At 48.2% G+C, this 22,680-nt stretch carries 21 protein-coding genes; 13 read left to right on the top strand and 8 right to left on the bottom strand.

The features are described from left to right. Nucleotides 1-132 precede the first annotated feature (132 nt). From gyrA to dnaA, 6 genes are all read right to left on the bottom strand, one after another. Nucleotides 133-2,673, bottom strand: coding sequence for a DNA gyrase subunit A (gyrA, locus tag C7U56_RS09285; RefSeq protein WP_107000963.1), 2,541 nt, complete (start codon nt 2,671-2,673; stop codon nt 133-135). A gap of 46 nt (nt 2,674-2,719) precedes the next feature. Beyond that, nucleotides 2,720-4,633, bottom strand: a complete 1,914-nt coding sequence (gene gyrB, locus C7U56_RS09280) for a DNA topoisomerase (ATP-hydrolyzing) subunit B (RefSeq protein ID WP_107000962.1) — start codon at nt 4,631-4,633, stop codon at nt 2,720-2,722. Nucleotides 4,634-4,655: 22 nt separating this feature from the next. Next, nucleotides 4,656-5,765, bottom strand: coding sequence for a DNA replication/repair protein RecF (recF, locus tag C7U56_RS09275; RefSeq protein WP_107000961.1), 1,110 nt, complete (start codon nt 5,763-5,765; stop codon nt 4,656-4,658). Between the two features lie 11 nt (nt 5,766-5,776). Further along, complete coding sequence (locus tag C7U56_RS09270) at nt 5,777-5,983, bottom strand: RNA-binding S4 domain-containing protein (RefSeq protein WP_107000960.1); 207 nt, start codon at nt 5,981-5,983, stop codon at nt 5,777-5,779. Nucleotides 5,984-6,043: 60 nt separating this feature from the next. Next, complete coding sequence (gene dnaN, locus C7U56_RS09265; protein ID WP_022358494.1) at nt 6,044-7,162, bottom strand: DNA polymerase III subunit beta; 1,119 nt, start codon at nt 7,160-7,162, stop codon at nt 6,044-6,046. A 285-nt stretch (nt 7,163-7,447) separates the two neighbouring features. Then, nucleotides 7,448-8,818 carry a chromosomal replication initiator protein DnaA gene (dnaA, locus tag C7U56_RS09255; protein WP_022358493.1) on the bottom strand — a complete coding sequence of 457 codons (1,371 nt, stop codon included), beginning with the start codon at nt 8,816-8,818 and terminating at the stop codon, nt 7,448-7,450. A gap of 599 nt (nt 8,819-9,417) precedes the next feature. Here dnaA and rpmH point away from each other — a divergent pair. From rpmH to C7U56_RS16130, 9 genes are all read left to right on the top strand, one after another. Further along, complete coding sequence (rpmH, locus tag C7U56_RS09250; RefSeq protein ID WP_087225913.1) at nt 9,418-9,552, top strand: 50S ribosomal protein L34; 135 nt, start codon at nt 9,418-9,420, stop codon at nt 9,550-9,552. Nucleotides 9,553-9,672: 120 nt separating this feature from the next. Beyond that, complete coding sequence (gene rnpA, locus C7U56_RS09245; protein WP_107000958.1) at nt 9,673-10,032, top strand: ribonuclease P protein component; 360 nt, start codon at nt 9,673-9,675, stop codon at nt 10,030-10,032. After that, complete coding sequence (gene yidD / locus C7U56_RS09240; protein ID WP_107000957.1) at nt 10,025-10,237, top strand: membrane protein insertion efficiency factor YidD; 213 nt, start codon at nt 10,025-10,027, stop codon at nt 10,235-10,237. The genes rnpA and yidD overlap by 8 nt, the downstream gene beginning before the upstream one ends. A 19-nt stretch (nt 10,238-10,256) precedes the next feature. Then, complete coding sequence (locus tag C7U56_RS09235) at nt 10,257-11,510, top strand: YidC/Oxa1 family membrane protein insertase (protein WP_333489788.1); 1,254 nt, start codon at nt 10,257-10,259, stop codon at nt 11,508-11,510. 14 nt (nt 11,511-11,524) lie between these two features. Further along, nucleotides 11,525-12,193, top strand: coding sequence for an RNA-binding cell elongation regulator Jag/EloR (gene jag / locus C7U56_RS09230; RefSeq protein WP_107000956.1), 669 nt, complete (start codon nt 11,525-11,527; stop codon nt 12,191-12,193). Between the two features lie 189 nt (nt 12,194-12,382). Further along, nucleotides 12,383-13,762, top strand: coding sequence for a tRNA uridine-5-carboxymethylaminomethyl(34) synthesis GTPase MnmE (gene mnmE, locus C7U56_RS09225; protein ID WP_107000955.1), 1,380 nt, complete (start codon nt 12,383-12,385; stop codon nt 13,760-13,762). 358 nt (nt 13,763-14,120) lie between these two features. Further along, nucleotides 14,121-16,028: a tRNA uridine-5-carboxymethylaminomethyl(34) synthesis enzyme MnmG gene (gene mnmG / locus C7U56_RS09220; RefSeq protein WP_107000954.1), complete on the top strand. Its 1,908-nt coding sequence runs from the start codon at nt 14,121-14,123 to the stop codon at nt 16,026-16,028. Nucleotides 16,029-16,288: 260 nt separating this feature from the next. Beyond that, nucleotides 16,289-17,056, top strand: a complete 768-nt coding sequence (rsmG, locus tag C7U56_RS09215) for a 16S rRNA (guanine(527)-N(7))-methyltransferase RsmG (RefSeq protein ID WP_107000953.1) — start codon at nt 16,289-16,291, stop codon at nt 17,054-17,056. 94 nt (nt 17,057-17,150) lie between these two features. Next, nucleotides 17,151-17,279 carry a hypothetical protein gene (locus C7U56_RS16130; protein WP_267895311.1) on the top strand — a complete coding sequence of 43 codons (129 nt, stop codon included), beginning with the start codon at nt 17,151-17,153 and terminating at the stop codon, nt 17,277-17,279. A gap of 453 nt (nt 17,280-17,732) precedes the next feature. Here the strand turns inward: C7U56_RS16130 and C7U56_RS09210 are convergent, their stop codons facing one another. Both C7U56_RS09210 and C7U56_RS09205 read right to left on the bottom strand, forming a co-directional pair. After that, entirely contained in the window at nt 17,733-18,683 is a 951-nt protein-coding gene (locus C7U56_RS09210) for an alpha/beta fold hydrolase (protein WP_022358786.1), read from the bottom strand. Nucleotides 18,684-18,902: 219 nt separating this feature from the next. Next, nucleotides 18,903-19,106 carry a hypothetical protein gene (locus C7U56_RS09205; protein ID WP_107000952.1) on the bottom strand — a complete coding sequence of 68 codons (204 nt, stop codon included), beginning with the start codon at nt 19,104-19,106 and terminating at the stop codon, nt 18,903-18,905. Nucleotides 19,107-19,400: 294 nt separating this feature from the next. Between C7U56_RS09205 and C7U56_RS09200 the strand changes: the two genes are divergently transcribed. From C7U56_RS09200 to C7U56_RS09185, 4 genes are all read left to right on the top strand, one after another. Beyond that, on the top strand, nt 19,401-19,940 hold the full coding sequence (locus C7U56_RS09200) for an HD domain-containing protein (protein WP_233430227.1): 540 nt from the start codon (nt 19,401-19,403) through the stop codon (nt 19,938-19,940). Between the two features lie 158 nt (nt 19,941-20,098). Further along, a complete protein-coding gene (locus C7U56_RS09195) occupies nt 20,099-20,869 on the top strand; it encodes a ParA family protein (RefSeq protein WP_107000951.1) in 771 nt (256 codons plus the stop codon). A 77-nt stretch (nt 20,870-20,946) separates the two neighbouring features. Beyond that, a complete protein-coding gene (locus C7U56_RS09190; RefSeq protein WP_233430226.1) occupies nt 20,947-22,122 on the top strand; it encodes a ParB/RepB/Spo0J family partition protein in 1,176 nt (391 codons plus the stop codon). A gap of 51 nt (nt 22,123-22,173) precedes the next feature. After that, entirely contained in the window at nt 22,174-22,677 is a 504-nt protein-coding gene (locus C7U56_RS09185) for a DUF4446 family protein (RefSeq protein ID WP_107000950.1), read from the top strand. Nucleotides 22,678-22,680: the final 3 nt, after the last annotated feature.

The following is a 22,680-nucleotide window of genomic DNA, read 5'->3' as shown; positions in this document are numbered from 1 at the left end:
AAAATACTGCGCCTTATAAAGATCAAAAAGAGAACACCCGCTAATTCCAGTTTATGAATTGCCGGATGTTCTCTTTTTTATGATTTTCTTTTCAAAGATCAAGGATATCTGATCTTTTTTACTTTTTATTCGTTACAGTTCAGCCATGACATCTTCTGTATTCTCAGATTCGGTTTCTTCTCCGTCCTGCTCCTCCAGAAGTTCATCTTCTTCATCCTCATCCTTGTCGCTCTCCCGCACCTTGGCGATGCTTGCAACTGCTATGCCGGATTCAGCATCAATACTCATCAGCTTCACACCGGAGGTATTGCGTCCGATAATCGAGATGTCGCTGACTGCCATCTTGATGATAATGCCTTCATTGGTAATCAGCATGATCTTGCGCTCATTATCTACCAGCTTTGCACCCACCAAATCACCGGTTTTGTCGATGATCTTATAGCAGCGCACGCCCTTGCCGCCACGGTTCTGGGCTGTAAATTCATCAATCGGAGTGCGTTTTCCATAACCATTTTCCGATACTACCAGCAGGCATTCTCCCTGGCTGGCCATCTGCATACCGATGACTTCATCGCCTTCATCAAACTTCATGCCGATAACCCCCATGGAAACACGGCCTGTCACGCGGACATCGGTCTCATGGAATCGGATACACATACCTTTCTTTGTGATCAGGAAAATATCTTCGGTATTATCGGTAGCCTTAACTTCGATCAATTCATCGTCATCACGAAGTACAATCGCCTGAAGACCGTTCTTGCGGACATTGCTGTATTCCTTCATCGGAGTCTTCTTAACCATACCATTGCGGGTTGCCATGAAGAGATATTTCTCATCATCGATCTCCTTCATAGGAACGATGGATGTGATCTTCTCGCCTGGCATCAGCGGAAGCAGATTCACGATGGCAGTACCTCTGGCAGTGCGTCCTGCCTCCGGAATCTCGTATCCCTTCAGACGGTATACGCGTCCCTTGTTGGTAAAGAACATCACATAATGATGGGTTGTGGTCATCAGCAGATCTTCGATATAATCTTCCTCAATAGTCTGCATGCCCTTGATTCCCTTGCCTCCGCGGTTCTGGCTCTTGAAATTATCGCTGGACATTCTCTTAATATAGCCAAAATTGGTCATGGTCACAACGATATCGTCATCCGGGATCAAATCCTCCGCAGACATATCGTATTCATCATATCCGATGGCGGTACGGCGGTCATCTCCGTATTTATCAGCGATGAGGGAGATCTCCTCCTTGATAACACACAGAAGTTTCTTCTCATCTGCCAGAATCGCTTTCAACTCTGCAATCTTTGCCTCCAGCTCTTTGTATTCATTTTCCAGTTTCTCACGTTCCAGACCGGTCAGAGCACGCAGACGCATATCTACGATGGCCTGTGCCTGTGCATCCGAAAGATCAAAACGCTCCATTAACTGAGCTTTCGCCGCCTGAACATTGGCAGAACCGCGGATGATCTTAATAACCTCATCGATATGATCCAGTGCCTTTAAAAGACCTTCCAAAATATGGGCTCTCTCTTCTGCCTTGTTCAGATCATATTTGGTTCTTCTGGTTACCACATCCTCCTGGTGCTTTAAGTAATATTCCAGGATCTGCTGCAGATTTAAGATACGCGGCTCATTATTAACCAGCGCCAGCATAATCACACCAAAGGTGTCCTGCAGCTGTGTATGCTTCAGCAGACGGTTCATGATGACATTGGCATTCACATCACGGCGCAGTTCAATGCAGATCCGAAGTCCCTCACGGTTGGATTCATCACGCAGATCCGTGATTCCATCAAGCTTTTTATCCTTTACAAGCTCTGCGATCTTTTCGATCAAACGAGCCTTATTCACTGCATAAGGAAGCTCTGTCACGATGATACGGCTCTTGCCATTTGCCATGGCCTCGATATTGTATACAGCCCGTACACGGATCTTGCCGCGTCCGGTTCTGTACGCTTCTTCGATGCCTGCTTTTCCAAGGATGGTTGCTCCTGTCGGGAAATCAGGTCCCTTTACGATCTCCATCAGTTCTTCGATGGTAGTCGGGCGGTCTTCCTCCACCCGGTTGTCTATGATCTTGACAACGGCAGCAATCACCTCACGCAGGTTGTGAGGCGGAATATTCGTTGCCATACCAACGGCGATACCGGTGCCGCCATTTACCAGAATATTGGGAAAACGAGCCGGAAGAACCGTCGGTTCTTTCTCAGTCTCATCAAAGTTTGGCATAAAATCAACGGTATTCTTGCCGATATCTGCCAGCATCTCCATGGAAATACGGCTCAGTCTCGCCTCGGTATATCGCATCGCTGCGGCACCATCACCGTCCATGGAACCGAAGTTTCCATGTCCATCTACAAGCGGGTAACGGGTCGCCCATTTCTGAGCCATATTTACCAACGCACCATAGATTGAACTGTCACCATGCGGGTGGTATTTACCCATTGTATCACCGACGATACGGGCTGACTTACGGTGGGGCTTATCCGGCCCGTTATTCAGCTCGACCATGGAATACAGAACACGTCTCTGTACCGGCTTTAAGCCATCCCGAACATCCGGAAGTGCACGGGCAGCAATAACGCTCATCGCATAATCGATGTAAGACGTTTCCATTGTCTTTTTCAGATCAATGTCATGAATTTTGTCAAATATATTTGGTTCCATCTATACTCCTTTCGTCCTCAAAAGGATTTAAGTGACTTAAATTTAATTAAATATCCAGGTTCTTTACGTACTTCGCATTTGCCTCGATAAACTCACGGCGCGGCTCAACCTGATCCCCCATCAGGGTAGCAAATGTCAGATCAACCTCCGAAGCAGTCTCACTGTCGATCTGGACACGGAGAAGAATTCGGCGCTCCGGATCCATAGTCGTCTCCCAAAGCTGTTCCGCGTCCATCTCACCCAGACCTTTATAACGCTGGATCTTATTGTTGTTGTCACGGCCAATCTCAGTCAGAATCGAATTCAGCTCATCATCGCTGTATGCATACCAGACACGCTTATTCTTCTCGATCTTATAAAGCGGCGGCTGTGCCAGATATACATGTCCTTCCCGGATCAAATCCGGCATAAAACGATACAGGAACGTCAGAAGCAGGGTACTGATATGTGCACCATCCACATCGGCATCGGTCATGATAATGATCTTGTTGTAACGAAGTTTTGAAATATCAAAATCTTCATGAATACCGGTACCAAATGCCGTGATCATCGCACGGATCTCCGCATTGCCGTAAATTCGATCCAGTCTTGCTTTTTCTACGTTTAAGATCTTGCCTCGAAGAGGCAGAATAGCCTGATTGGATTTATTTCTAGCCTCTTTCGCAGAACCACCCGCGGAATCTCCCTCTACGATGTAGATCTCGCAGTTTTCCGGATTCTTGTCGGAACAATCGGCTAATTTTCCTGGAAGCGCCATGCCGTCAAGCGCTGATTTACGTCTCGTCATCTCGCGGGCCTTGCGGGCTGCGTCGCGGGCTCTCTTGGCAAGAATTGATTTCTCACAGATGATCTTGGCAACCGTTGGATTCTGCTCCAGGAAATATGTCAGCTGCTCGCTCACGATCGCATCGACCGCCGCGCGGGCCTCGCTGTTGCCGAGTTTCTGCTTCGTCTGTCCCTCAAACTGCGGCTCCTCGATCTTAACGCTGATGATCGCTGTAAGGCCCTCGCGGATATCCTCACCGCTGAGTGCCGGCTCATTTTCCTTCAGAAGCTTATTTTTCTTCGCATAGTCATTAAAAGTCTTCGTCAGAGCACTCTTAAAGCCGGCCAGATGGGTACCGCCCTCCGGTGTGTTAATATTATTGACGAAGGTGTAGATATTTTCCGTGTAGGAATCGTTATGCTGCATCGCCACCTCGACAAATACCTTGTCCTTGATGCCCTCGCAGTAGATAACCGGTTCATAGAGCTTCTCATTGCTCCGGTTCAAGTAGGTGACAAATTCCTTGATACCGCCCTCATAGTGAAAGGTCTTCTCATGCTTCACTTCTCTGTCATCCCGCAGGGTGATCTTTAAGTTTTTCGTCAGGAATGCCGTCTCACGCAGGCGTACTTTTAACGTATCATAGTCGTAGACCGTTTCCTCGAAAATCTCCTTATCCGGCAGGAATACGACCCGTGTGCCGTGCTTATCCGGAGCACACTCACCGACTACTTTCAGCGGATACATCGTTTTGCCGCGCTCATAGCGCTGTTTATATACCTTTCCATCGCGGCAGATCTCAACCTCCAGCCACTCGGAAAGAGCATTTACAACCGATGCGCCTACGCCGTGCAGACCGCCGGATACCTTGTATCCGCCGCCGCCGAACTTGCCGCCCGCATGCAGGATCGTAAATACGACCTCAACCGCCGGAAGTCCGGCTTTTTTCTGAGTATCAACCGGGATACCACGACCGTCATCCTGTACCGTGATGGAATTGTCCGCATTGATCTGCACCTCGATGTGACTGCAGAATCCGGCTAACGCCTCATCCACGGAGTTGTCAACTATCTCATACACCAGGTGATGGAGGCCTCTTACAGATGTGCTGCCTATATACATACCAGGACGCTTTCTGACCGCCTCCAATCCCTCCAATATCTGTATTTGATCTGCACTGTATTCTGAACCCATAGTTCCTCCTTCACTTGCTGTTTTATGTCTGACTAGTTGTCTTGTTTGGACGTTCACAGGTGACCGTCCCGCTCACGACCCGAAAGGTCTTATCTATCTGGAAGCTGTGGCTGATAAAATCATCCAAGCCCGTACAGGTAATGATCGTCTGTATGTGGCGGATGCTGGCGAGCAGATGATCCTGCCGTTTTCCATCTAACTCCGACAAAACATCGTCGAGAAGCAGGATCGGATACTCCTTTTTGATCTTTTTAACCAGCTCAATCTCCGCCAGTTTGAGCGATAATGCCGCCGTTCTCTGCTGTCCCTGTGAACCGAAGCGCTGGATGTCAATTCCGTTGACATAGAAACTTAAGTCATCCCGGTGTGGTCCGACCAGCGTTGTCTTCTGCTTCCGGTCCGCCTCGCGGCTCTTTTTGACTGCCGCTTCCAACTGATCTGCCTCCGTGTTCGGCTCATACTGGATGACGAGTTCTTCCTTTCCACCCGACAATTTCTGATGGATCGGACGGATCAATTCGTTTAATTCACCGATAAATTCCCGCCGGTACTGGCTCACCTCCCGCCCGTAGGAAGCAAGCTGCATATCCCATATATCCAGCATCTCCTCGTACTCGGGATGGAAAAACAGCTCCTTTAAGAGCTTATTTCTCTGTATCACCACCCGGTTGTACTGCACCAGCGAATGGACGTAGAGCCGGTTTAACTGGCATAATTCCAGATCAATAAAACGGCGCCGATCCGCCGGCCCGTTCTTAATGAGATTCAGATCTTCCGGCGAAAAAAACACCACGTTAACAATGCCGAAAAGCTCGCTCGCCCGCCGGATCGGGATCCCGTTGACCGCCACGCCCTTCGTCTTATTTTTCTTTAGATGCATGTCAATCCGGTACGGCACATCGTCCTTGCGAAGCTGCATCTTGATGTGGGACTCGTCCTCTCCGAATTCGATGATCTCCCTGTCCTTGCTGCCGCGGTGGGACTTGGTCGTCGCACACACGTAGACCGCTTCAAGAATATTGGTTTTACCCTGCGCGTTGTCCCCGTAGAGAACATTCGTCCCCGGATCAAAATCCATATGTAATTCCCCGTAATTGCGGTAATTTTTGAGTTCGATCGATTCGATAAACATGAAACCATCCTTTATTTGGTGATTGTTACGGTCTCTCCGTCATACTCGACTTTGTCCCCGTCGTAAAGCTTCTTGCCGCGCTGCATCTCCACCGCGCCATTGACCTTCACAAGCCCGTCCTGAATCGCAAATTTAGCATCCACGCCAGACTCTACCAGACCAGCTGCCTTAAGCGCCTGACCCAGTTTTATAAATTCATCTCTCAGTTTTATCTCCATCTTATTTCAGATCCTTTCTGTCACTGTCTGCCTGCACCTGCCATGTCTAAAAATGGCAGGTTAGATCGCTGCCGCATTGAAATTGACCGGCAGGATCAGATAGATGTAAGTCTCCTCCTCGTCCCGGATAAAGCACGGGGATTTCGGATTCATCATGTACAGAGTCACTTCCTCATCATCGATGATTCGCAGCGCATCACCCAAAAACTTCGGGTTGAAGCCGATCATCAGGTCTTTTCCAAACTTGGTAATCGCCAGACGGGCATCCATCGTACCGAAGGCGGAATGCATCTTTAACTCCATTTCTTCATCGGTAAAGTTTAAGATCAAAGGTTTCTTATCATTTTCACGGACGAGAATGCTCGCACGGTCGATCGCATCCATGAAATCACGGCGGTTCAAGGTAACTTTCGTCTCATAATCGGAGGAAAGCATCTGATTGATCCGGAAATACTCGCCCTCAATCAGGCGGGATAACACGATCGTGTCGTCAAATTCAAACATGATGTGGTTGGTGCTGAAGAAAATCTGTACCTCAGAGTCGTTGTCACCGTTTAAGATCTTGCTGATCTCACCTAAAGTCTTGCCAGGAACGATGACTTTTATATCACTGTACTGTTCTTTTAATGCAACTTTGCGGATCGACATGCGGTGTCCGTCGAGGGAAACGAGCTTAAGTTCATTGCCGGTGACCTCCATCAGCTCACCGGTCATCATCTTGTTGCTGTCGTTCGGCGAGATCGAGAAGATCGTCTGGCGGATGATCTCTTTTAAGGTAAACTGGGAAAGTGTGATGAATTTATCCCGCTCAATGTGGGGAATATAGGAAAATTCATCGCCGTCCTTGCCCTGAATCTGGAAAATAGCCTTGTCACAGGTGATCGTCGTGTTGTATTTTTCATCCGATTCGATCGTGATCGTAGAATTTTCGCCGGAGAGCTTGCGGATAATATCGGAAAAAAGCTTGGCATCAAGAGCGATTTTTCCACGTTCCAGGATCGTTCCTTCGACCTTCGTCTCAATTCCCAGCTCCATATCGTTGCCGGTCAGTTTGATCTCATCCGAAACAGCATCGATCAGGATGCATTCGAGAATCGGCATGGTGGTTTTGGAAGGAACGGCCTTCAGAACAATGTTGATGCCGTTCATTAAATGATCTTTTTCAAATGAAAGCTTCATGTTTGTTGATAACTCCTTTGCTAAAAATAACGTGGAACGGAAAGAAAAGATATATATATATTCCGTCGCAATCGTAGTAGGGGCTGTGAATATGTGGAATTCTCCGGACAGCCCCGAAAATACAGGGGTTCAGACTCCTTTTGAATGGTTAAAAAGGCTGTGTAAAACTGTCCGGAACCGGCTGGATAACTTTTGAATTATCCACAGCCCTGAAATGGAGCAAAATGTGGGAAAAGTTATCCACAGGTTTTCAACCACTTTTCCACGCGAAATTGTGGAAGAAACCTACTGTGGGCTGATCTTTTTCATTAAGATTTCCACTGTATTGCGAAGCGATTCGTTTTTCTCCATATCGGCAGCGATCTTGTCGTGACCGTGGATGATCGTCGTGTGATCCCGACCGCCTAAATATTTGCCGATATTCTGCAGGGAAGTTCCGAGCATCGAACGGCAGATATACATCACGATCTGGCGCGGGAATACGATCTCCTTGTTGCGCTTCTGGGAGGAAATGTCAAGCGGAGTGATACCGAAATGATCGGCAACGACCTGGATGATCAGCTCCGGGGTCACTTCTTTCTCCGCGTTCGGGGAAATGAGATCCTTGAGCGCTTCCTCCGCCAGCTCCGTCGTGATCTCCTTGTTATTTAACTTGGAAAGGGCGACGATCTTGGTAAGGGCGCCCTCGAGTTCACGGATGTTGGACTTGACGTTGGTGGCGATGTACTTGATCACTTCATTATCTATATTGTAGCCCTCGAGTTCCTCTTTTTTGCGGAGGATCGCCATACGGGTTTCATAATCCGGCGACTGGATATCGACGGTCAAGCCCCATTCGAAACGGGAACGAAGCCGTTCTTCCAGCGTCTCGATCTCTTTCGGCGGTTTATCTGAGGAGATAATGATCTGTTTTTTCGCTTCATAGAGTGCGTTGAAGGTATGGAAAAATTCTTCCTGTGTCGATTCCTTACCGATAATAAACTGGATATCATCGATGAGGAGGACGTCGTTGTTTCTGTATTTTTCACGGAACTCCGTGGTGGAAATATTGTTTTTGTTCCGGATCGCATCGATCAGTTCGTTCGTAAACTTCTCACTTGTAACGTAGAGAACCTTCGCTTTTGGATTGTTTTTTAAGATAAAATGTCCGATCGAGTGCATAAGATGCGTTTTTCCCAGACCTACACCCCCGTAAATGAAGAGAGGGTTGTAGATCTCACCCGGAGATTCTGCCACGGCGAGGGAAGCGGCGTGCGCTAAGTTATTGTTCGCGCCGACGACGAAGGTGTCGAATGTGTAGCGCGGATTTAAGTTCGCATCCTGGATGAGCTGGCGGCTGACCTCGGACGGGCGGTTGATCAGATGGCTTTTGTCCGTCTCTTTTTGCGGCTCATCGACCTGTTCGATGGTGACAAAATCGACCTCACACTCGATTCCGGTTAGTTCTTCGATGGTAATCTGGATCAAAAGTCCGTATTTTTTTTTGATATAGCCGAGAAACTGCACATCCGGAACCAGGATCTGAAGGGTGCCGTCTTTCATGGAATAAGGCTGCGTCGGAAGCAGCCATGTTTTGAAAGAAACGTCCGTCAGTTCGTGTTCTTCTTTAATATGGAGGAGAATTTCATCCCATTTTTCCTTAATTTTCTCTATCATACTGTGTCTCCTAAACGTAAAAAGCAGCCAAAACTGCAAAATAACCCAATCTAAGTTCTATTCTACATGATTTGTCCACATTTTTCAATAAAAACCCGCAATGTGAATAAGTGAAATTCAGTTATCCACGTGGAAAAAACGCCGAAAAATAAGGCTTTTTGGTGAATGGGTGTGAACAATCAGAAGCTTATCCAGATCGTATTCCACGGCTTTTCCACAAGTTATCCCCAAAATGTGGATAAGTGGAGGATAAGCTGTGAATAGGTGGCGGGAATGCTGATAAAATAAGGATTTTTTTATCCACAAAATGGAAACGTCCCGGTGTGTATACTGTATACAATAAGGTGCCTCGACAGCAATCGACGATCGATCTGTGGGGACGCAGGATCGAAATGGTGGAAAAACCACAGAAATTCCTTGTTCTATGGGGATTAAAAAGATCAAAATAGTGGTTGACGAATGCGGAATTCTTCTATATAATGGAGAAGATGTTTAATTACAATAGTCTAACTATGTTGAGAAGAATGCGGATTTCGGCGTGAGCCGGAGGAAGCGTGGATTTCTCTTACTATATTATGGATGAGGAGGTGTATGCAGACATGAAGATGACATTTCAGCCGAAGAAAAGACAGAGAGCAAAAGTTCATGGATTCCGTGCGAGAATGAGCAGCGCAGGTGGAAGAAAAGTTCTGGCTGCCAGAAGAGCAAAAGGTAGAGCAAAATTATCTGCTTAATGAACGAGGCCGCAATCGAGTTATAGATTGTGGCCTTTCTTAATATTCATAGAAAAAGTTCTAAGAATATTAAGAAAAGCTCTGCGATGCACACTCGGTGCAGGGGAATTGGTGATTTTAATGAAGCGTTTTAATTCAATTAAGAAGAACAGCGAATTTCAAAAGGTTTACAAGACAGGGAAATCCTATGCCAATAAGCTTCTGGTTATGTACGTGAAGCGGGTGGATGACGGGAAGGAGCCTCGGATCGGTATCTCCGTCAGCAAAAAGGTTGGAAACAGCGTGGTCCGCCATCACGTGACAAGGTTGGTACGGGAGAGCTATCGGTTAAATAAGGACAGAGTCAGACTCGGATTAGACATCGTAGTCGTTGCCAGACCGGCAGCGAAAGAAGCAGACTTCAAAAAAATTGAGAGTGCATACCTGCACTTATGCGGACTGCATAACATTCTGGAGAATCGAAGTGAGAATATTGATTAAGAAGATCTTGATAAAGATGATTCGGGGATATCAGCTCTATATTTCCCCTATGACAGGACCTCACTGCAAGTACACGCCGACGTGCTCGGAGTACGCCATCCAGGCACTTAAAAAGTACGGCGCTGTAAAAGGTATGATTTTGGCATGTAAGCGGATTCTTCGCTGTAATCCATTTGCAGAAGGCGGTTATGATCCAGTTCCGTAAAGGATGAGGAGGTAGTTCATTGGACGTTAGCGTTTTAGTTGCGACAAAGGCAGGTTCGATCATGGGACCGATCGCCAGCGTGTTTGGTTATATCATGGACTTTTTATTCCGGATTACCAGCAGCATGGGGATCATGAATATCGGTCTGTGTATCATCCTGTTTACCATTATCACAAAGTTACTGTTATTTCCTCTGACGATCAAACAGCAGGAATCGTCAAAACTTATGTCGCTTATGAACCCTGAAATCAAGGCGGTTCAGAATAGGTATAAGGGAAAAACCGATCAGGCATCGATGGCTAAACAACAGGTCGAGATGCAGGCAGTTTATGAGAAATATGGCTCGAATCCGATGGCAGGATGTCTGCCGATGGCGATTCAGCTTCCGATTATCTTCGCTTTGTACCGGGTTATCTACAACATTCCGGCATACGTACCGTCAGTACGTGTCTTTTTTGACAACGTAGCGAACCCGCTGATGGAGCAGCCGGATTACGTCAACAAGATTTCCGAGCTGGCAAGCGGTGTCGGCATGGCGGTGGACAAGGTAGACTACACCGTGGCAAACAAAGTCGTAGATATGTTATATAAGTTGACACCGGCTGGATGGGATACGCTGGAAAGTTTATTCCCGCAGATCTCTTCGACGATCGCAGAAAATGCGGGCAAGATTGAGCAGATGAACTATTTCTTCGGCATCAATCTGGCAACTCCGCCGTTTACCGGTTTTAACCACATCACGATCGCATGGATCATCCCGATCCTCGCAGGTCTGACCCAGTGGCTCTCCACCAAGCTGATTTCCAATTTACAGCAGGTGGATCAGGACGCGCCGGGCGCGAGCATGATGAACAGCATGATGATCACGATGCCGCTGATGTCCGTATTCTTCTGTTTCTCCCTGCCGTCCGCGATCGGTATCTACTGGGTCGTTCAGGGTGCATTCCAGCTCGTTCAGCAGCTGATCGTAAATGCACATATGAACAAGATCGATGTCGATGATCTGATCCGCCGCAACGTGGAGAAGATGAACAAGAAGAGAGCGAGAAAAGGTCTGCCGCCGGCCAATGTCAGCGAGAAGGCAAGCGTGAATTTAAAGGCGCTTCAGGCACGCGAGGATGCGGAAAGCAAGGCGAAAGAGGACAAGATCTCCCGCAATAAAAAGCAGATGGAGGCGTCTGAAGCATTTTACAATTCCGATCCGAAGCCGGGCAGTCTGGCTTCCAAGGCCAAGATGGTGCAGAAGTACAACGATAAGCACGCGAAAAAATAGAAGGAGGGCGCAGGATGGATATGATTACGGTTACCGCTAAGACAGTCGATGAGGCAGTAACAAAGGCACTGATTGAACTGGAAACCACCAGTGATAAATTAGAGTACGAAGTGGTCGAAAAAGGAAGCGCCGGATTTCTGGGGATCGGCGCGAAACCGGCGATCATCCGTGCTAAGAAAAAAGAGACGCTCGAGGATCGTGCGATCGACTTTTTAAGCCAGGTATTTGATGCGATGAACTTAGATGTGAAGATCGCAGCGGCTTTCAATGAGGAAGAGTGCGAGATGAACATTGACCTCTCCGGCGAGGACATGGGTATTTTGATCGGTAAGAGAGGTCAGACCCTGGATTCTCTCCAGTATCTGGTCAGCCTGGTTGTCAACAAGAAGAGCGAGAATTACGTCCGCGTGAAGCTCGATACCGAGAATTACCGCGAGAGACGGAAAGAGACGCTTGAGACACTGGCAAAGAACATTGCTTACAAGGTAAAGAGAACGAAACGTTCCGTATCTTTGGAGCCGATGAACCCGTATGAGAGACGGATCATTCATGCAGCGCTGCAGAATGACAAGTATGTCACCACCCGCAGCGAGGGCGAGGATCCGTTCCGGCATGTGATTATTTCGCTGAAGCGTGAGGGCAGACGCGAGAGAAGTGACGGGTATGGGAGATATGAGAAGTAAATAAGTATGACGAAGAAGGTCTGGAGGTATCTAGACCTTCTTTTTTGTGGGGGATCGAGCGCGAGAGGTTTATCGTGAAAACATGAAAAAAGAAATAAATATTAGACTAGATTTGTAAATAAAGATGGGAAAATGCTTCCATATGGTATAGAATAAGAAGATAAAAAGCAAGGAAGGATTTATATATATATGGTATATACAGATACAATCGCCGCGATCGCGACGGCGCTTTCGAGTTCGGGGATTGGGATTATCCGGATTAGCGGTTCGGACGCAGTTGCGGTGGCGGAGCGGATGTTTGAACCGGCGGTGGCGGGGAAGAGGCTTTCGGAGCAGAAAACGTATACGATTCATTATGGATATATTCGGGATGGAGAGGAACGGATCGATGAAGTGCTGCTTCTTTTGATGCGCGGTCCGCACAGTTATACGGCGGAGGACACGGTAGAGATTGACTGTCACGGAGGCGTGCTGGTGATGAAGCGGATTCTGGAGCTGGCGGTAAAATGTGGGGCGCGGCTGGCGGAACCAGGCGAATTTACGAAGCGGGCGTTTTTAAATGGCAGAATTGATCTTTCGCAGGCGGAAGCCGTGATCGATGTGATCCAGTCGAAAAATGAGTATGCGCTGCAGTCTTCGGTCAGCCAGTTGAGCGGTTCAATGTCGCGGAAAGTGCGGGAACTCCGCGAAAAACTAATCTATGAGATCGCCTTTATTGAGTCCGCACTTGATGATCCGGAGCATATTTCCCTGGACGGATACCCGGAGCGCCTTCGGGAGACGCTGCAGCCGATTGAGATGGAACTGGAGGCGTCGATCGGGACGTTTGACAACGGGCGTATCATGACGGAGGGGATCAAAACCGTGATCTTAGGTAAGCCGAATGCAGGAAAATCGTCCCTGATGAATGTACTGCTGGGAGAGGAGCGCGCGATTGTGACAGAGATCGCCGGTACGACACGCGATACGCTGGAGGAAAATATCCGTCTGCGCGGGCTTAGCTTAAATTTGATCGATACGGCGGGCATCCGGGAAACGGAGGATATCGTTGAAAAGATTGGCGTGGAACGGGCGAGAAAGATTGCGGATGAGGCAGATTTGATCTTGTATGTGGTCGATGGATCAAGGGAGCTGGATGAAAATGACCGTCAGATCCTCGATTTGATCCGGGGACGGAAGGTGATCGTCCTCTTAAATAAGACAGATCTGGAACCGGTTCTCACAGAAGAAGCGCTTCGCGAAGCGTGCGGGCAGGAAGTGATCCCGGTATCGGCGAAGGAACAGCAGGGAATTGATCGATTGGAGGAAAAAATTCAGACGATGTTCTTGCAGGGAAACCTGAATTTCAACGATCAGGTCATGCTGACAAACGTCCGTCACAAGACGGCGATGGAGCAGGCGCTGAAAAGCCTGCGTCTGGTCGAGACAAGCATCGACAATGCGATGCCGGAGGATTTTTTCTCGATTGATCTGATGGATGCCTATGAACATCTTGGAACGATCCTTGGGGAATCACTGGAAGAGGATCTGGTAAATGAAATTTTCAGCCATTTTTGTATGGGGAAATAGATCAATTTTTTTGCAAGGTTTCTTTCCTTGTGGTATGATAGGGTGGATCTGAAAACAAGAAAGAATATAAGGCGTTTGATCGAATTGAAATGTGCAGCTGCAGTAAAATCGGCTGCGAAACATACGGCGCATGAGCCGCAGCGTTTATCTCAGTCGAGAAGACTCCCACCTCTTCAGGTGGTGAGTAATAGCAAATTTGTCTCAGTGGAAGCCTTGTCTCCGACTGAGATAAACGCTCCGCGAGGATGCGCAGTGATTCTGTAAAGAATATGTCAGCTTACGCTGACCAGAATCACGCGCCAAGTCTCACGGACGTTCGACTTGAATAGAACACAGAGATAGAGAGGAAAGAGGAAACATGCCCTGTTTAACAGAAAATTATGATGTAGCGGTCGTCGGGGCGGGACACGCCGGCTGTGAGGCGGCGCTGGCAAGCGCGAGACTGGGACTCGAGACGATCGTGTTTACCGTCAGCGTGGACAGCATCGCCCTGATGCCGTGCAACCCGAATGTCGGCGGAAGCTCGAAGGGCCACTTGGTGCGCGAGCTGGATGCGCTCGGCGGCGAGATGGGAAAAAATATAGATAAAACCTTTATACAGTCCAAGATGCTCAACCAGTCTAAGGGACCGGCGGTGCATTCGCTCCGCGCGCAGGCGGACAAGCAGGAATACACCCGCCAGATGCGCCGTACCATGGAAAATACCGATCACCTGACGATCCGTCAGGGAGAGGTGGCAGAGCTGATCGTGGAAGAAGGTCAGATCAAAGGACTGAAAACGTACTCCGGCGCGACGTATTACTGCAAGGCGGTGGTGCTGGCAACGGGAACGTACCTGAAAGCGAGATGTATCTATGGTGATGTGAGCAATCCGACCGGACCGAATGGTCTGCAGGCGGCAAACCATCTGACAGATTCCCTGAAAAAGCTGGGAATCGAGATGTTCCGTTTCAAGACGGGCACACCGGCGCGTGTTGATAAGCGCAGCATCGATTTTTCTAAGATGGAAGAGCAGTTCGGCGATGAGAGGGTTGTGCCATTTTCTTTTTCCACAGATCCGGAGTCGGTGCAGAAGGAGCAGGTGTCCTGCTGGCTGACCTATACCAATGAGAAAACACATGAGATCATTCGCAACAACCTGGATCGATCGCCCCTCTTTTCGGGCGCGATCGAGGGAACAGGTCCGCGTTACTGTCCATCGATCGAGGATAAGGTGGTAAAATTTCCAGATAAGAACCGTCATCAGGTTTTTGTCGAGCCGGAGGGAATTTATACGAATGAAATGTATCTGGGCGGTATGTCCAGTTCCCTGCCGGAGGATGTGCAGTACGCGATGTACCGTACCGTGCCGGGACTCGAAAATGTAAAAATTGTTCGAAATGCATATGCAATTGAGTACGATTGTATCAATGCACGCCAGTTAAAGGCATCGCTGGAATTTAAGGAGATCCGGGGATTGTTCAGCGGCGGTCAGTTTAACGGAAGCTCCGGTTATGAGGAAGCGGCGGTACAGGGCTTTATGGCGGGTGTCAATGCGGCGCGCGAAGTGCTGGGAAAAGAACCGATCATCCTCGACCGTTCCCAGGCATATATCGGTGTCTTGATCGACGATCTGGTTACCAAAGAAAACCATGAACCGTACCGGATGATGACGTCGCGTGCGGAATACCGCCTGCTTTTGCGTCAGGACAACGCGGATCTGCGTCTTTCCCCGATCGGGCATGAGATTGGACTGGTCAGTGATGCGATGTATGAGCGTGTCCTCTGGAAAGAAAAAATGATCGAGGAAGAGGCAAAGCGTCTGGAGAAGATCAACATTGGCGCTGGAAAAGAAGTGCAGGAATTTTTAGAGCGCCACGGAAGCACCCCGCTCAAGACCGCGGCAACGCTGGCAGAGCTGGTACGCCGTCCGGAGTTAAGCTATGAAGCACTGGCAGAGCTGGATCCGAACCGTCCGGAACTTCCGGAAGATGTGATCGAGCAGATCAACATCAACATCAAGTATGACGGCTATATCCGCCGCCAGCTGCAGCAGGTTGCACAGTTCAAGAAGATGGAGAGCCGGAAGCTGGATGAAAACTTCGACTATTCCACGGTCGGAAGCCTGCGCCGTGAGGCAGTACAGAAATTAAATCTCTATAAACCGGCAAATATCGGTCAGGCATCCCGAATCGCGGGCGTGTCACCGGCGGATATTTCGGTGCTGCTGGTACACTTAGAGCAGAGCCGCCATGCGGGGCATGGGGAAGAGAAGAAAGAACTGTAAATATAGAAACGAGCGGATTCAGAGTTACTGTACACGGGCAGGCACTTTTGGAACCGAAAGTGCCGTAAGAAAACCTGGTGGCAGGAGGAATTTGCCGTATTTAAATGCGAAGCCACGGCAAATTCCGTTACTGGGCACGTATGCGTGAACAGTAACGAGTCAGAGACTGCATGGAAACAGGTAAACGCATTGCAGCAACTCAAAGTGTAAGATAGATAAGAACCTGAGAAAAAATAAAACATATCATGAAGGATATATTTATGGCAGAAGAAAATAAAGTAGAAAGCGGTGTGGTTCTGCCTCCGGCAGACTTTACCGAGCAGCTTCAGAAAGAAGCGCAGGAGATGGGCGTCACGTTAAATGAACACCAGATCAAGCAGTTCTACGATTACTATGAACTGTTGATTCATTGGAATACGATGGTGAATCTGACAGCGATCACGGAACAGAAGGAAGTTGTGACCAAACATTTTTCGGATAGTCTGGCACTTGTGAAAGCGGTACCGGATCTGGCAGAGAAAGAGTATACGTTGATCGATGTTGGAACGGGAGCTGGATTTCCGGGTATCCCGTTAAAGATTGCATTTCCAAATTTAAAGGTCACGCTTCTCGATTCTTTAAATAAGCGGATCAACTTTCTGAACGAGGTAATTCAGGCATTGGAACTGGAAAAAATTCAGGCGGTTCACGGACGGGCGGAGGATGCGGCACATGATAATGTTTCACGTGAAACATTTGATTTCTGCGTTTCACGCGCGGTGGCAAATCTGTCCACGCTGTCGGAATACTGCCTGCCATTTGTCAAGGTGGGAGGCTGGTTTGTACCGTACAAATCAGGCAAACTGGAGGAAGAGATGAAGACGGGAAAAGGTGCAATCCGCAAGCTGGGCGGCGAGCTGGAGGATGTGATTTCCTTCCACCTTGCCAATGAGGATGAGCGTAACCTGGTCCGGATTCGTAAGACAGAGAAGACGGGAAAGAAGTATCCGAGAAAAGCGGGAACGCCGTCGCGGGAGCCGTTGAAATAAAGCAATCAAAAGGTGGATAGAGAAAGACTGTATATGGAACACGTAGGGTATGCAGTCTTTCTTTTTCATATAGGCGGGGTTTAAACAAAAATGTATGACTGAACATTTGTCCTGGAAGATTGTGTTCCAGAAGCCGTATCAGGCATATGGCAGAGGAAATCTGGAGAAACAGGTAGAGGCGATGGCAGAGCTGGAAATAATAGGGAAAATTTATAAAATTTGAGTTTTCGTTACAGAATATAGTTTTTTGTGCGAAAGCCGAGGAGATCGAGTGGGAATAATGCAGAATAAAGAGGAGCATTCCGGGGGTTTTGTTTGTATATAGATAGTACGGCGGGACCTGGATGAAACATTAGGACCGTTCCTATCAAGAAGAAACAAACAAGGCGCACGGAAGGATGACGCTGTGAATATGAAAGATACTGGAAAAATGGTATCTGCATCATGGTAAGAGTATGAAAAAGCAATTTTTATGGAGATGTGGGAAAGAGAGAGTAACTGTTGACGGGGAGGCACTTTTGAAACCGAAAGTGCCGTAAGAAAACGCGGTGGCAGCAGGAATTTGCCGTATTTAAATGCGGCAAATTCCGTCACTGGGCACGTATGCGTGAACAGTAATAAGCTTCGTCCTATGACGAAAAAAACGCTCCGCGGTATGCATACTCATTATCCTTTTTTAAGAAAAAAACATATGGATCGCATCCATCACGGCATCCGGCTGTTCTAACTGCGGCAGATGTTTGGTCTTTGGGATGATAGAGGACTCGATTGCGGAATTATAAATCTTGTAATCCTGAATCGTCGCCTCGATCATCGGTTCCTCGGAACCGCCGATGATGAAGATGCTGTTGTCGATCTTCCTGAGAGCATTGGAAATATTGCACTTGGTATAGCGGCATTCAATACTGGAGAAGATCGCTTTCGGACATTCACCGAGATGTGCGGCTTCGTGGCTGCGGTCGATCTGAACCGGTTTTACGGTATACGGATTGTAAAAATATTTGGTGCGGAATGCCTCTTCGATCATAGAGCGGCTGCACGCAATGTGGTAAATGAGCGTTCCAGCCAGCGGGAGATCCAGAAGAAGCTTATAAAGCTTGGCATTTTTACCCGGAAGCTGACAACAGTCGGTAAGGCTGCTCGGGTTGATGAGCATGATCTGATCAAACAGTTCTGGAGAGTTGCTGCACGCCATGATAGACAGTGCAGCTGAATCACCGGTGGAGAGAATGTTGGTCCGATGTCCGATCTCAGATTTGATAAAATCACAGATCAGCTGGACAAACAGGTAATTTGTGTAGGTCAGGTTCGGCTTCTCGGAACGTCCGCAGCCGAGAAGGTCGAGCGTGTAGACGGTGTAGGAGCGGCTGAGCTGTTCGCGGATGGATTCCCACTCATAGCCGCTCGATGCAAAGTGCAGATCGTGAATCAACAGAAGCGGTTTGCCGGAACCGCATTTTGTATAGTAGATATTTCCCAGCCGCCATTTGTAGCAGAGAGAATTCTCTTCCCGGGTCAGACCGCGGGAGGTGGCAGAAAATTGAATATATTTATTTAAAAGTGCCAGTGAAACTGCGCCGCCGGCGGACAGCATCAGGCAGGTCATGATCTTGTTTTTTGTGTTCATATAGAAAGCTCCTTTTGAATCGAAAAATTAAACTCGAAAATATCTCATCAAGTAATTCTATTATACCATAAATACTAAATTCAGCTATCGCCTTTGGCTTGGCTTCATTAAGTATTTAGGTATGACTCGCACTAGGATCGAAAATGCATCGCTAAGTGTTCATATATATCATATGAACGTATTCTCACCCGTCCACTCACGAACCCGCGCTATCGCGCTCTACCGCCCTGCTTCGCATGGCTGTTCGTTCCTTAATGGCGCAAGAAAAGAATATGTCTGCTTCGCAGCCGCATTCTTTTCTTCTGCGCTCATTATATCACGATTCGCATCTTCGATGCTTACCGCTGCTGACGCAGCTATCGTGATCGCCATTTGCCGTTCGCCATAAATCTGCAAGCAGCTTTCTGGTTCACTTGCGCTCATTATATCATATTTTCCTGTATTACAGTTCAGCTATTTCCAGCGTGGTTTTCACAGAATATCTGTTCACAGATGTGTGCCCAAGTAACGGAATTTTGCCGATGCTTCGCATTTCAAATCGGAAAAATCTGCAACCAGAACGGTAGCGTTCGGAATTTTCAGTTCAGAAAATTTCTACCTGTGAACAGTTATGAATATGCCATTTTATGTAAACAAAATTTTATTGAAAATCGATATTAAATTCATTATAATGTTCACGTATCAAAAAATCAATCGATGGGGAAAGAAATGCGCGATATGATAAAGAAGGAAAATAAGTTATGCTTTCAGCATCGTATGGAACGGAAGACAGAGAAATCTTTTCAGTTGTCGGCGGGCAGGCAGCGGCTGCTGGCGGAAACGATACGCGAACTGAAGCAGGAAGGGCGCTTAGACGAGGAGAAGCTGGCGATGCAGCATGGTACGACATCCATTTACCGCCACAGCCTCAATGTTGCCTACACAAGCCTTTGGATGATGGAACGGTGGCAGATTCGCTTGGAACCAAAATCACTTGTGAGAGGGGCACTGCTGCATGATTATTTTTTGTATGACTGGCATCAGAAGGATTCCGCGCACCGCCTGCACGGCTTCCGTCACCCGAAAACAGCGCTTGGAAATGCACAGAGAGATTACCATTTAAATTGGAAGGAAAAAAATATCATCGCACGTCATATGTTTCCGCTGATACCGGTGCCGCCTCAGTGCCGCGAGGCATGGATTGTGTGTCTGGCAGATAAATGGTGTGCTCTGGGGGAGACGGTGGAGCCGATGTTTCACGTGAAACATTTTAAATGAAATTTTTCTAAAAAAGTAGGAAATGAGTTTTAAGTGTGTTATACTATTAGGCAAGACAAGAACGGGAAAAAGCTGGAAATCGCTGTGCGGATGCTTGCGGGAAGGCTTTTTCCTGTCTTTCATGTGAGATAAAACCGAGGAAATGGAAGGAATACGGTATGGGACGAACGATTGCGATTGCAAATCAGAAGGGCGGCGTAGGTAAAACGACAACGGCGATCAACCTGTCGGCATGCCTGGCAGAGGCGGGACAGAGGGTTCTGACGATCGATTTTGATCCGCAGGGAAATGCAACCACTGGTTTGGGATTGGAAAAAGAACAGATTGAAGATACAGTCTATGAGCTGCTTTTGGGCGATTGCACACTGGAGGACTGTCTGATGCGCGATGTTCAGGAAAATCTGGATGTTCTTCCTTCGGATTCGAATCTGGCAGGAGCTGAGATTGAACTTCTGGATGTGGAAAATAAAGAGTCGGTGTTAAACGGTTATCTGGAGACAATCCGCGATCAGTATGATTTTATTATCATCGACTGCCCGCCGTCGCTGAGTCTTTTGACGATCAATGCGCTGGTAGCGGCAGATACGGTGCTGGTGCCAATCCAGTGCGAATATTATGCGCTGGAAGGACTGAGCCAGGTACTCCGGACGATCGGTCTGGTCCGGAAAAAGATGAATCCGTCGCTGGAGCTGGAGGGCGTGGTATTTACCATGTATGATGCGAGAACGAATCTCTCCCTGCAGGTCGTAGAGAATGTAAAACAGAACTTAAATGAGCGGATTTACAAGACGATCATACCGAGAAATGTGCGACTGGCGGAGGCGCCGAGCCACGGAATGCCGATCAACCTGTACGACAGCCGTTCGACCGGTGCAGAGAGCTACCGTCTGCTGGCAGCAGAGGTGATCAGCCGGGGAGAAGAGCTGTAGGCAGGAAAATAACGGTGAAGTGAAATTCAGAAAGGATGCCTGCCGGGGGCGTCGGGAGGTTCGTGAGGAGGAAGGAAATGTCAAAGAGAACGGGGCTTGGCAGAGGACTGGGAGCTTTTTTTGGAAATGATTACGAGAATGCAGAAGCGGGAAAAAGCAGCGCAAAGCCATCGGATGAAGCCGGAAAAAAGACTTCCGTTCGTGAGACGGAACAGGAGATAGAGAAAAAGAGCCTGGAAGAGCTGGATATGGTGCTTCCGGGATCTAAAAAACAGAAAAAATCGGCGTCTGCCGGAAAGACAGCTGCGAAAACAGTGGGAAAAGGCAGCCGCGTGGGAGTTGCAAAGGCATCCGGAAAGACGACGGCAGAAGGAAAAACCCGCACAGCCGGGGAGACGGCGGCAAAATCGAAGACACAGACGGCAAAAGCGGAGCCGGTCGTAAAGATCGTTGAGGTGGAAAAAGAGAAATTTCTAAATATTTCGGAGATTGAGCCAAATGTCAGCCAGCCGCGTAAGATGTTTGATGAAGAACAGCTCGGAGAGCTGGCAGAATCCATCCGCCGTTACGGCGTGCTGCAGCCGCTTCTGGTTCAGAAAAAGGGCGATCGTTATGAGCTGATTGCCGGAGAGCGCCGGTGGAGAGCTGCCAAATTGGCAGGATTTCGGGAAGTTCCGGTGATCGTGCGCGAGTATACGAGACAGCAGACGATGGAGATCGCCCTGATCGAGAATGTACAGCGTGCAGATTTAAATCCGATTGAGGAGGCGAAAGCCTACCAGATGCTGATTCAGGAGTTTGGGCTGCGTCAGGAGGATGTGGCAGAGCGCGTAGCGAAGAACCGTGCGACGATCACGAACAGCATGCGTCTTTTGAAACTGGATGAGAGAGTGCAGGAGATGCTGATTCAGGACCGGCTTACCGGAGGTCATGCGAGAGCGCTTCTTTCGCTGGAAGATGGTGAAAAACAGTACCAGTTGGCGCTTAAAACAGTAGAAAATCATTTGAGCGTCCGCGAGGTCGAGCGTCTGGTGAAAGAGCTTTTGAAGCCGAAAAAGGCGAAAAAGAAAGCAGAGCCGGAACGCGATATGGAGGTCTTTTTCAAGGATCTGGAAGAGAAGCTGAAAGGAGTTATGGGAACGAAGGTTTCGATCAACCGCAAGGATAAGAATAAAGGTAGAATCGAGATCGAATACTATTCATCAGCGGAACTGGAACGTCTGATTGAGCTTTTGGAGTCATTAAGACAGTAATCACACAAAATTCGTCCCAGGGGACGGATGATGGGAAATGAGGAATGAAAGATGGAGAGCAGTATTTTTAGCGGGATTGGCATCGATCCGGGGGTTATCGTGATCGTTCTGGCGATCCTGACACTCATATCATTTATTGCATCCGTCATCTGTTTTTCGCAGTATAGGAAGTTGTATCGCAGATATGATATGTTTATGCGGGGAAAAGATGCGGAGACGCTCGAAGACACGATCATGGAACTGGTGGATGAGACCGAGTATCTGCGGGCAAAGGACGGAGATACAAAACGCCTGGTGGATTCGGTTGTCTCCAAGGCGCAGGCTGGATACCAGAAAACCGGTATTGTCAAGTACAATGCGTTTAAGGGCATGGGCGGCAATCTGAGTTTTGTCATTGCCATGCTGGATGATAACAACACGGGATTTGTGCTGAATTCTGTTCACAGCCGTGAAGGCTGTTACCTGTATCTGAAGGATGTCGTAGAGGGCAAGACCGAGGTGCTTTTAGGAAGTGAAGAGAAGGAAGCACTGGAGCGTGCGCTTGGGTATAAGTAAGGA

Source organism: Clostridium fessum (assembly GCF_003024715.1).
In the GTDB taxonomy this organism is placed as follows: domain Bacteria; phylum Bacillota; class Clostridia; order Lachnospirales; family Lachnospiraceae; genus Otoolea; species Otoolea fessa.
Note: the sequence above shows the minus strand (reverse complement) of the source record. Positions and strands in the feature narration are given on the sequence as shown.

Coding starts and splice junctions, on each gene's coding strand:
- gyrA (WP_107000963.1), bottom strand. CDS start 2,673: ATGGAACCAAATATATTTGACAAAATTCATGACATTGATCTGAAAAAG.
- gyrB (WP_107000962.1), bottom strand. CDS start 4,633: ATGGGTTCAGAATACAGTGCAGATCAAATACAGATATTGGAGGGATTG.
- recF (WP_107000961.1), bottom strand. CDS start 5,765: ATGTTTATCGAATCGATCGAACTCAAAAATTACCGCAATTACGGGGAA.
- C7U56_RS09270 (WP_107000960.1), bottom strand. CDS start 5,983: ATGGAGATAAAACTGAGAGATGAATTTATAAAACTGGGTCAGGCGCTT.
- dnaN (WP_022358494.1), bottom strand. CDS start 7,162: ATGAAGCTTTCATTTGAAAAAGATCATTTAATGAACGGCATCAACATT.
- dnaA (WP_022358493.1), bottom strand. CDS start 8,818: ATGATAGAGAAAATTAAGGAAAAATGGGATGAAATTCTCCTCCATATT.
- rpmH (WP_087225913.1), top strand. CDS start 9,418: ATGAAGATGACATTTCAGCCGAAGAAAAGACAGAGAGCAAAAGTTCAT.
- rnpA (WP_107000958.1), top strand. CDS start 9,673: ATGAAGCGTTTTAATTCAATTAAGAAGAACAGCGAATTTCAAAAGGTT.
- jag (WP_107000956.1), top strand. CDS start 11,525: ATGGATATGATTACGGTTACCGCTAAGACAGTCGATGAGGCAGTAACA.
- mnmE (WP_107000955.1), top strand. CDS start 12,383: ATGGTATATACAGATACAATCGCCGCGATCGCGACGGCGCTTTCGAGT.
- mnmG (WP_107000954.1), top strand. CDS start 14,121: ATGCCCTGTTTAACAGAAAATTATGATGTAGCGGTCGTCGGGGCGGGA.
- rsmG (WP_107000953.1), top strand. CDS start 16,289: ATGGCAGAAGAAAATAAAGTAGAAAGCGGTGTGGTTCTGCCTCCGGCA.
- C7U56_RS16130 (WP_267895311.1), top strand. CDS start 17,151: ATGACTGAACATTTGTCCTGGAAGATTGTGTTCCAGAAGCCGTATCAG.
- C7U56_RS09210 (WP_022358786.1), bottom strand. CDS start 18,683: ATGAACACAAAAAACAAGATCATGACCTGCCTGATGCTGTCCGCCGGC.
- C7U56_RS09205 (WP_107000952.1), bottom strand. CDS start 19,106: ATGAGCGCAAGTGAACCAGAAAGCTGCTTGCAGATTTATGGCGAACGG.
- C7U56_RS09200 (WP_233430227.1), top strand. CDS start 19,401: ATGATAAAGAAGGAAAATAAGTTATGCTTTCAGCATCGTATGGAACGG.
- C7U56_RS09195 (WP_107000951.1), top strand. CDS start 20,099: ATGGGACGAACGATTGCGATTGCAAATCAGAAGGGCGGCGTAGGTAAA.
- C7U56_RS09190 (WP_233430226.1), top strand. CDS start 20,947: ATGTCAAAGAGAACGGGGCTTGGCAGAGGACTGGGAGCTTTTTTTGGA.
- C7U56_RS09185 (WP_107000950.1), top strand. CDS start 22,174: ATGGAGAGCAGTATTTTTAGCGGGATTGGCATCGATCCGGGGGTTATC.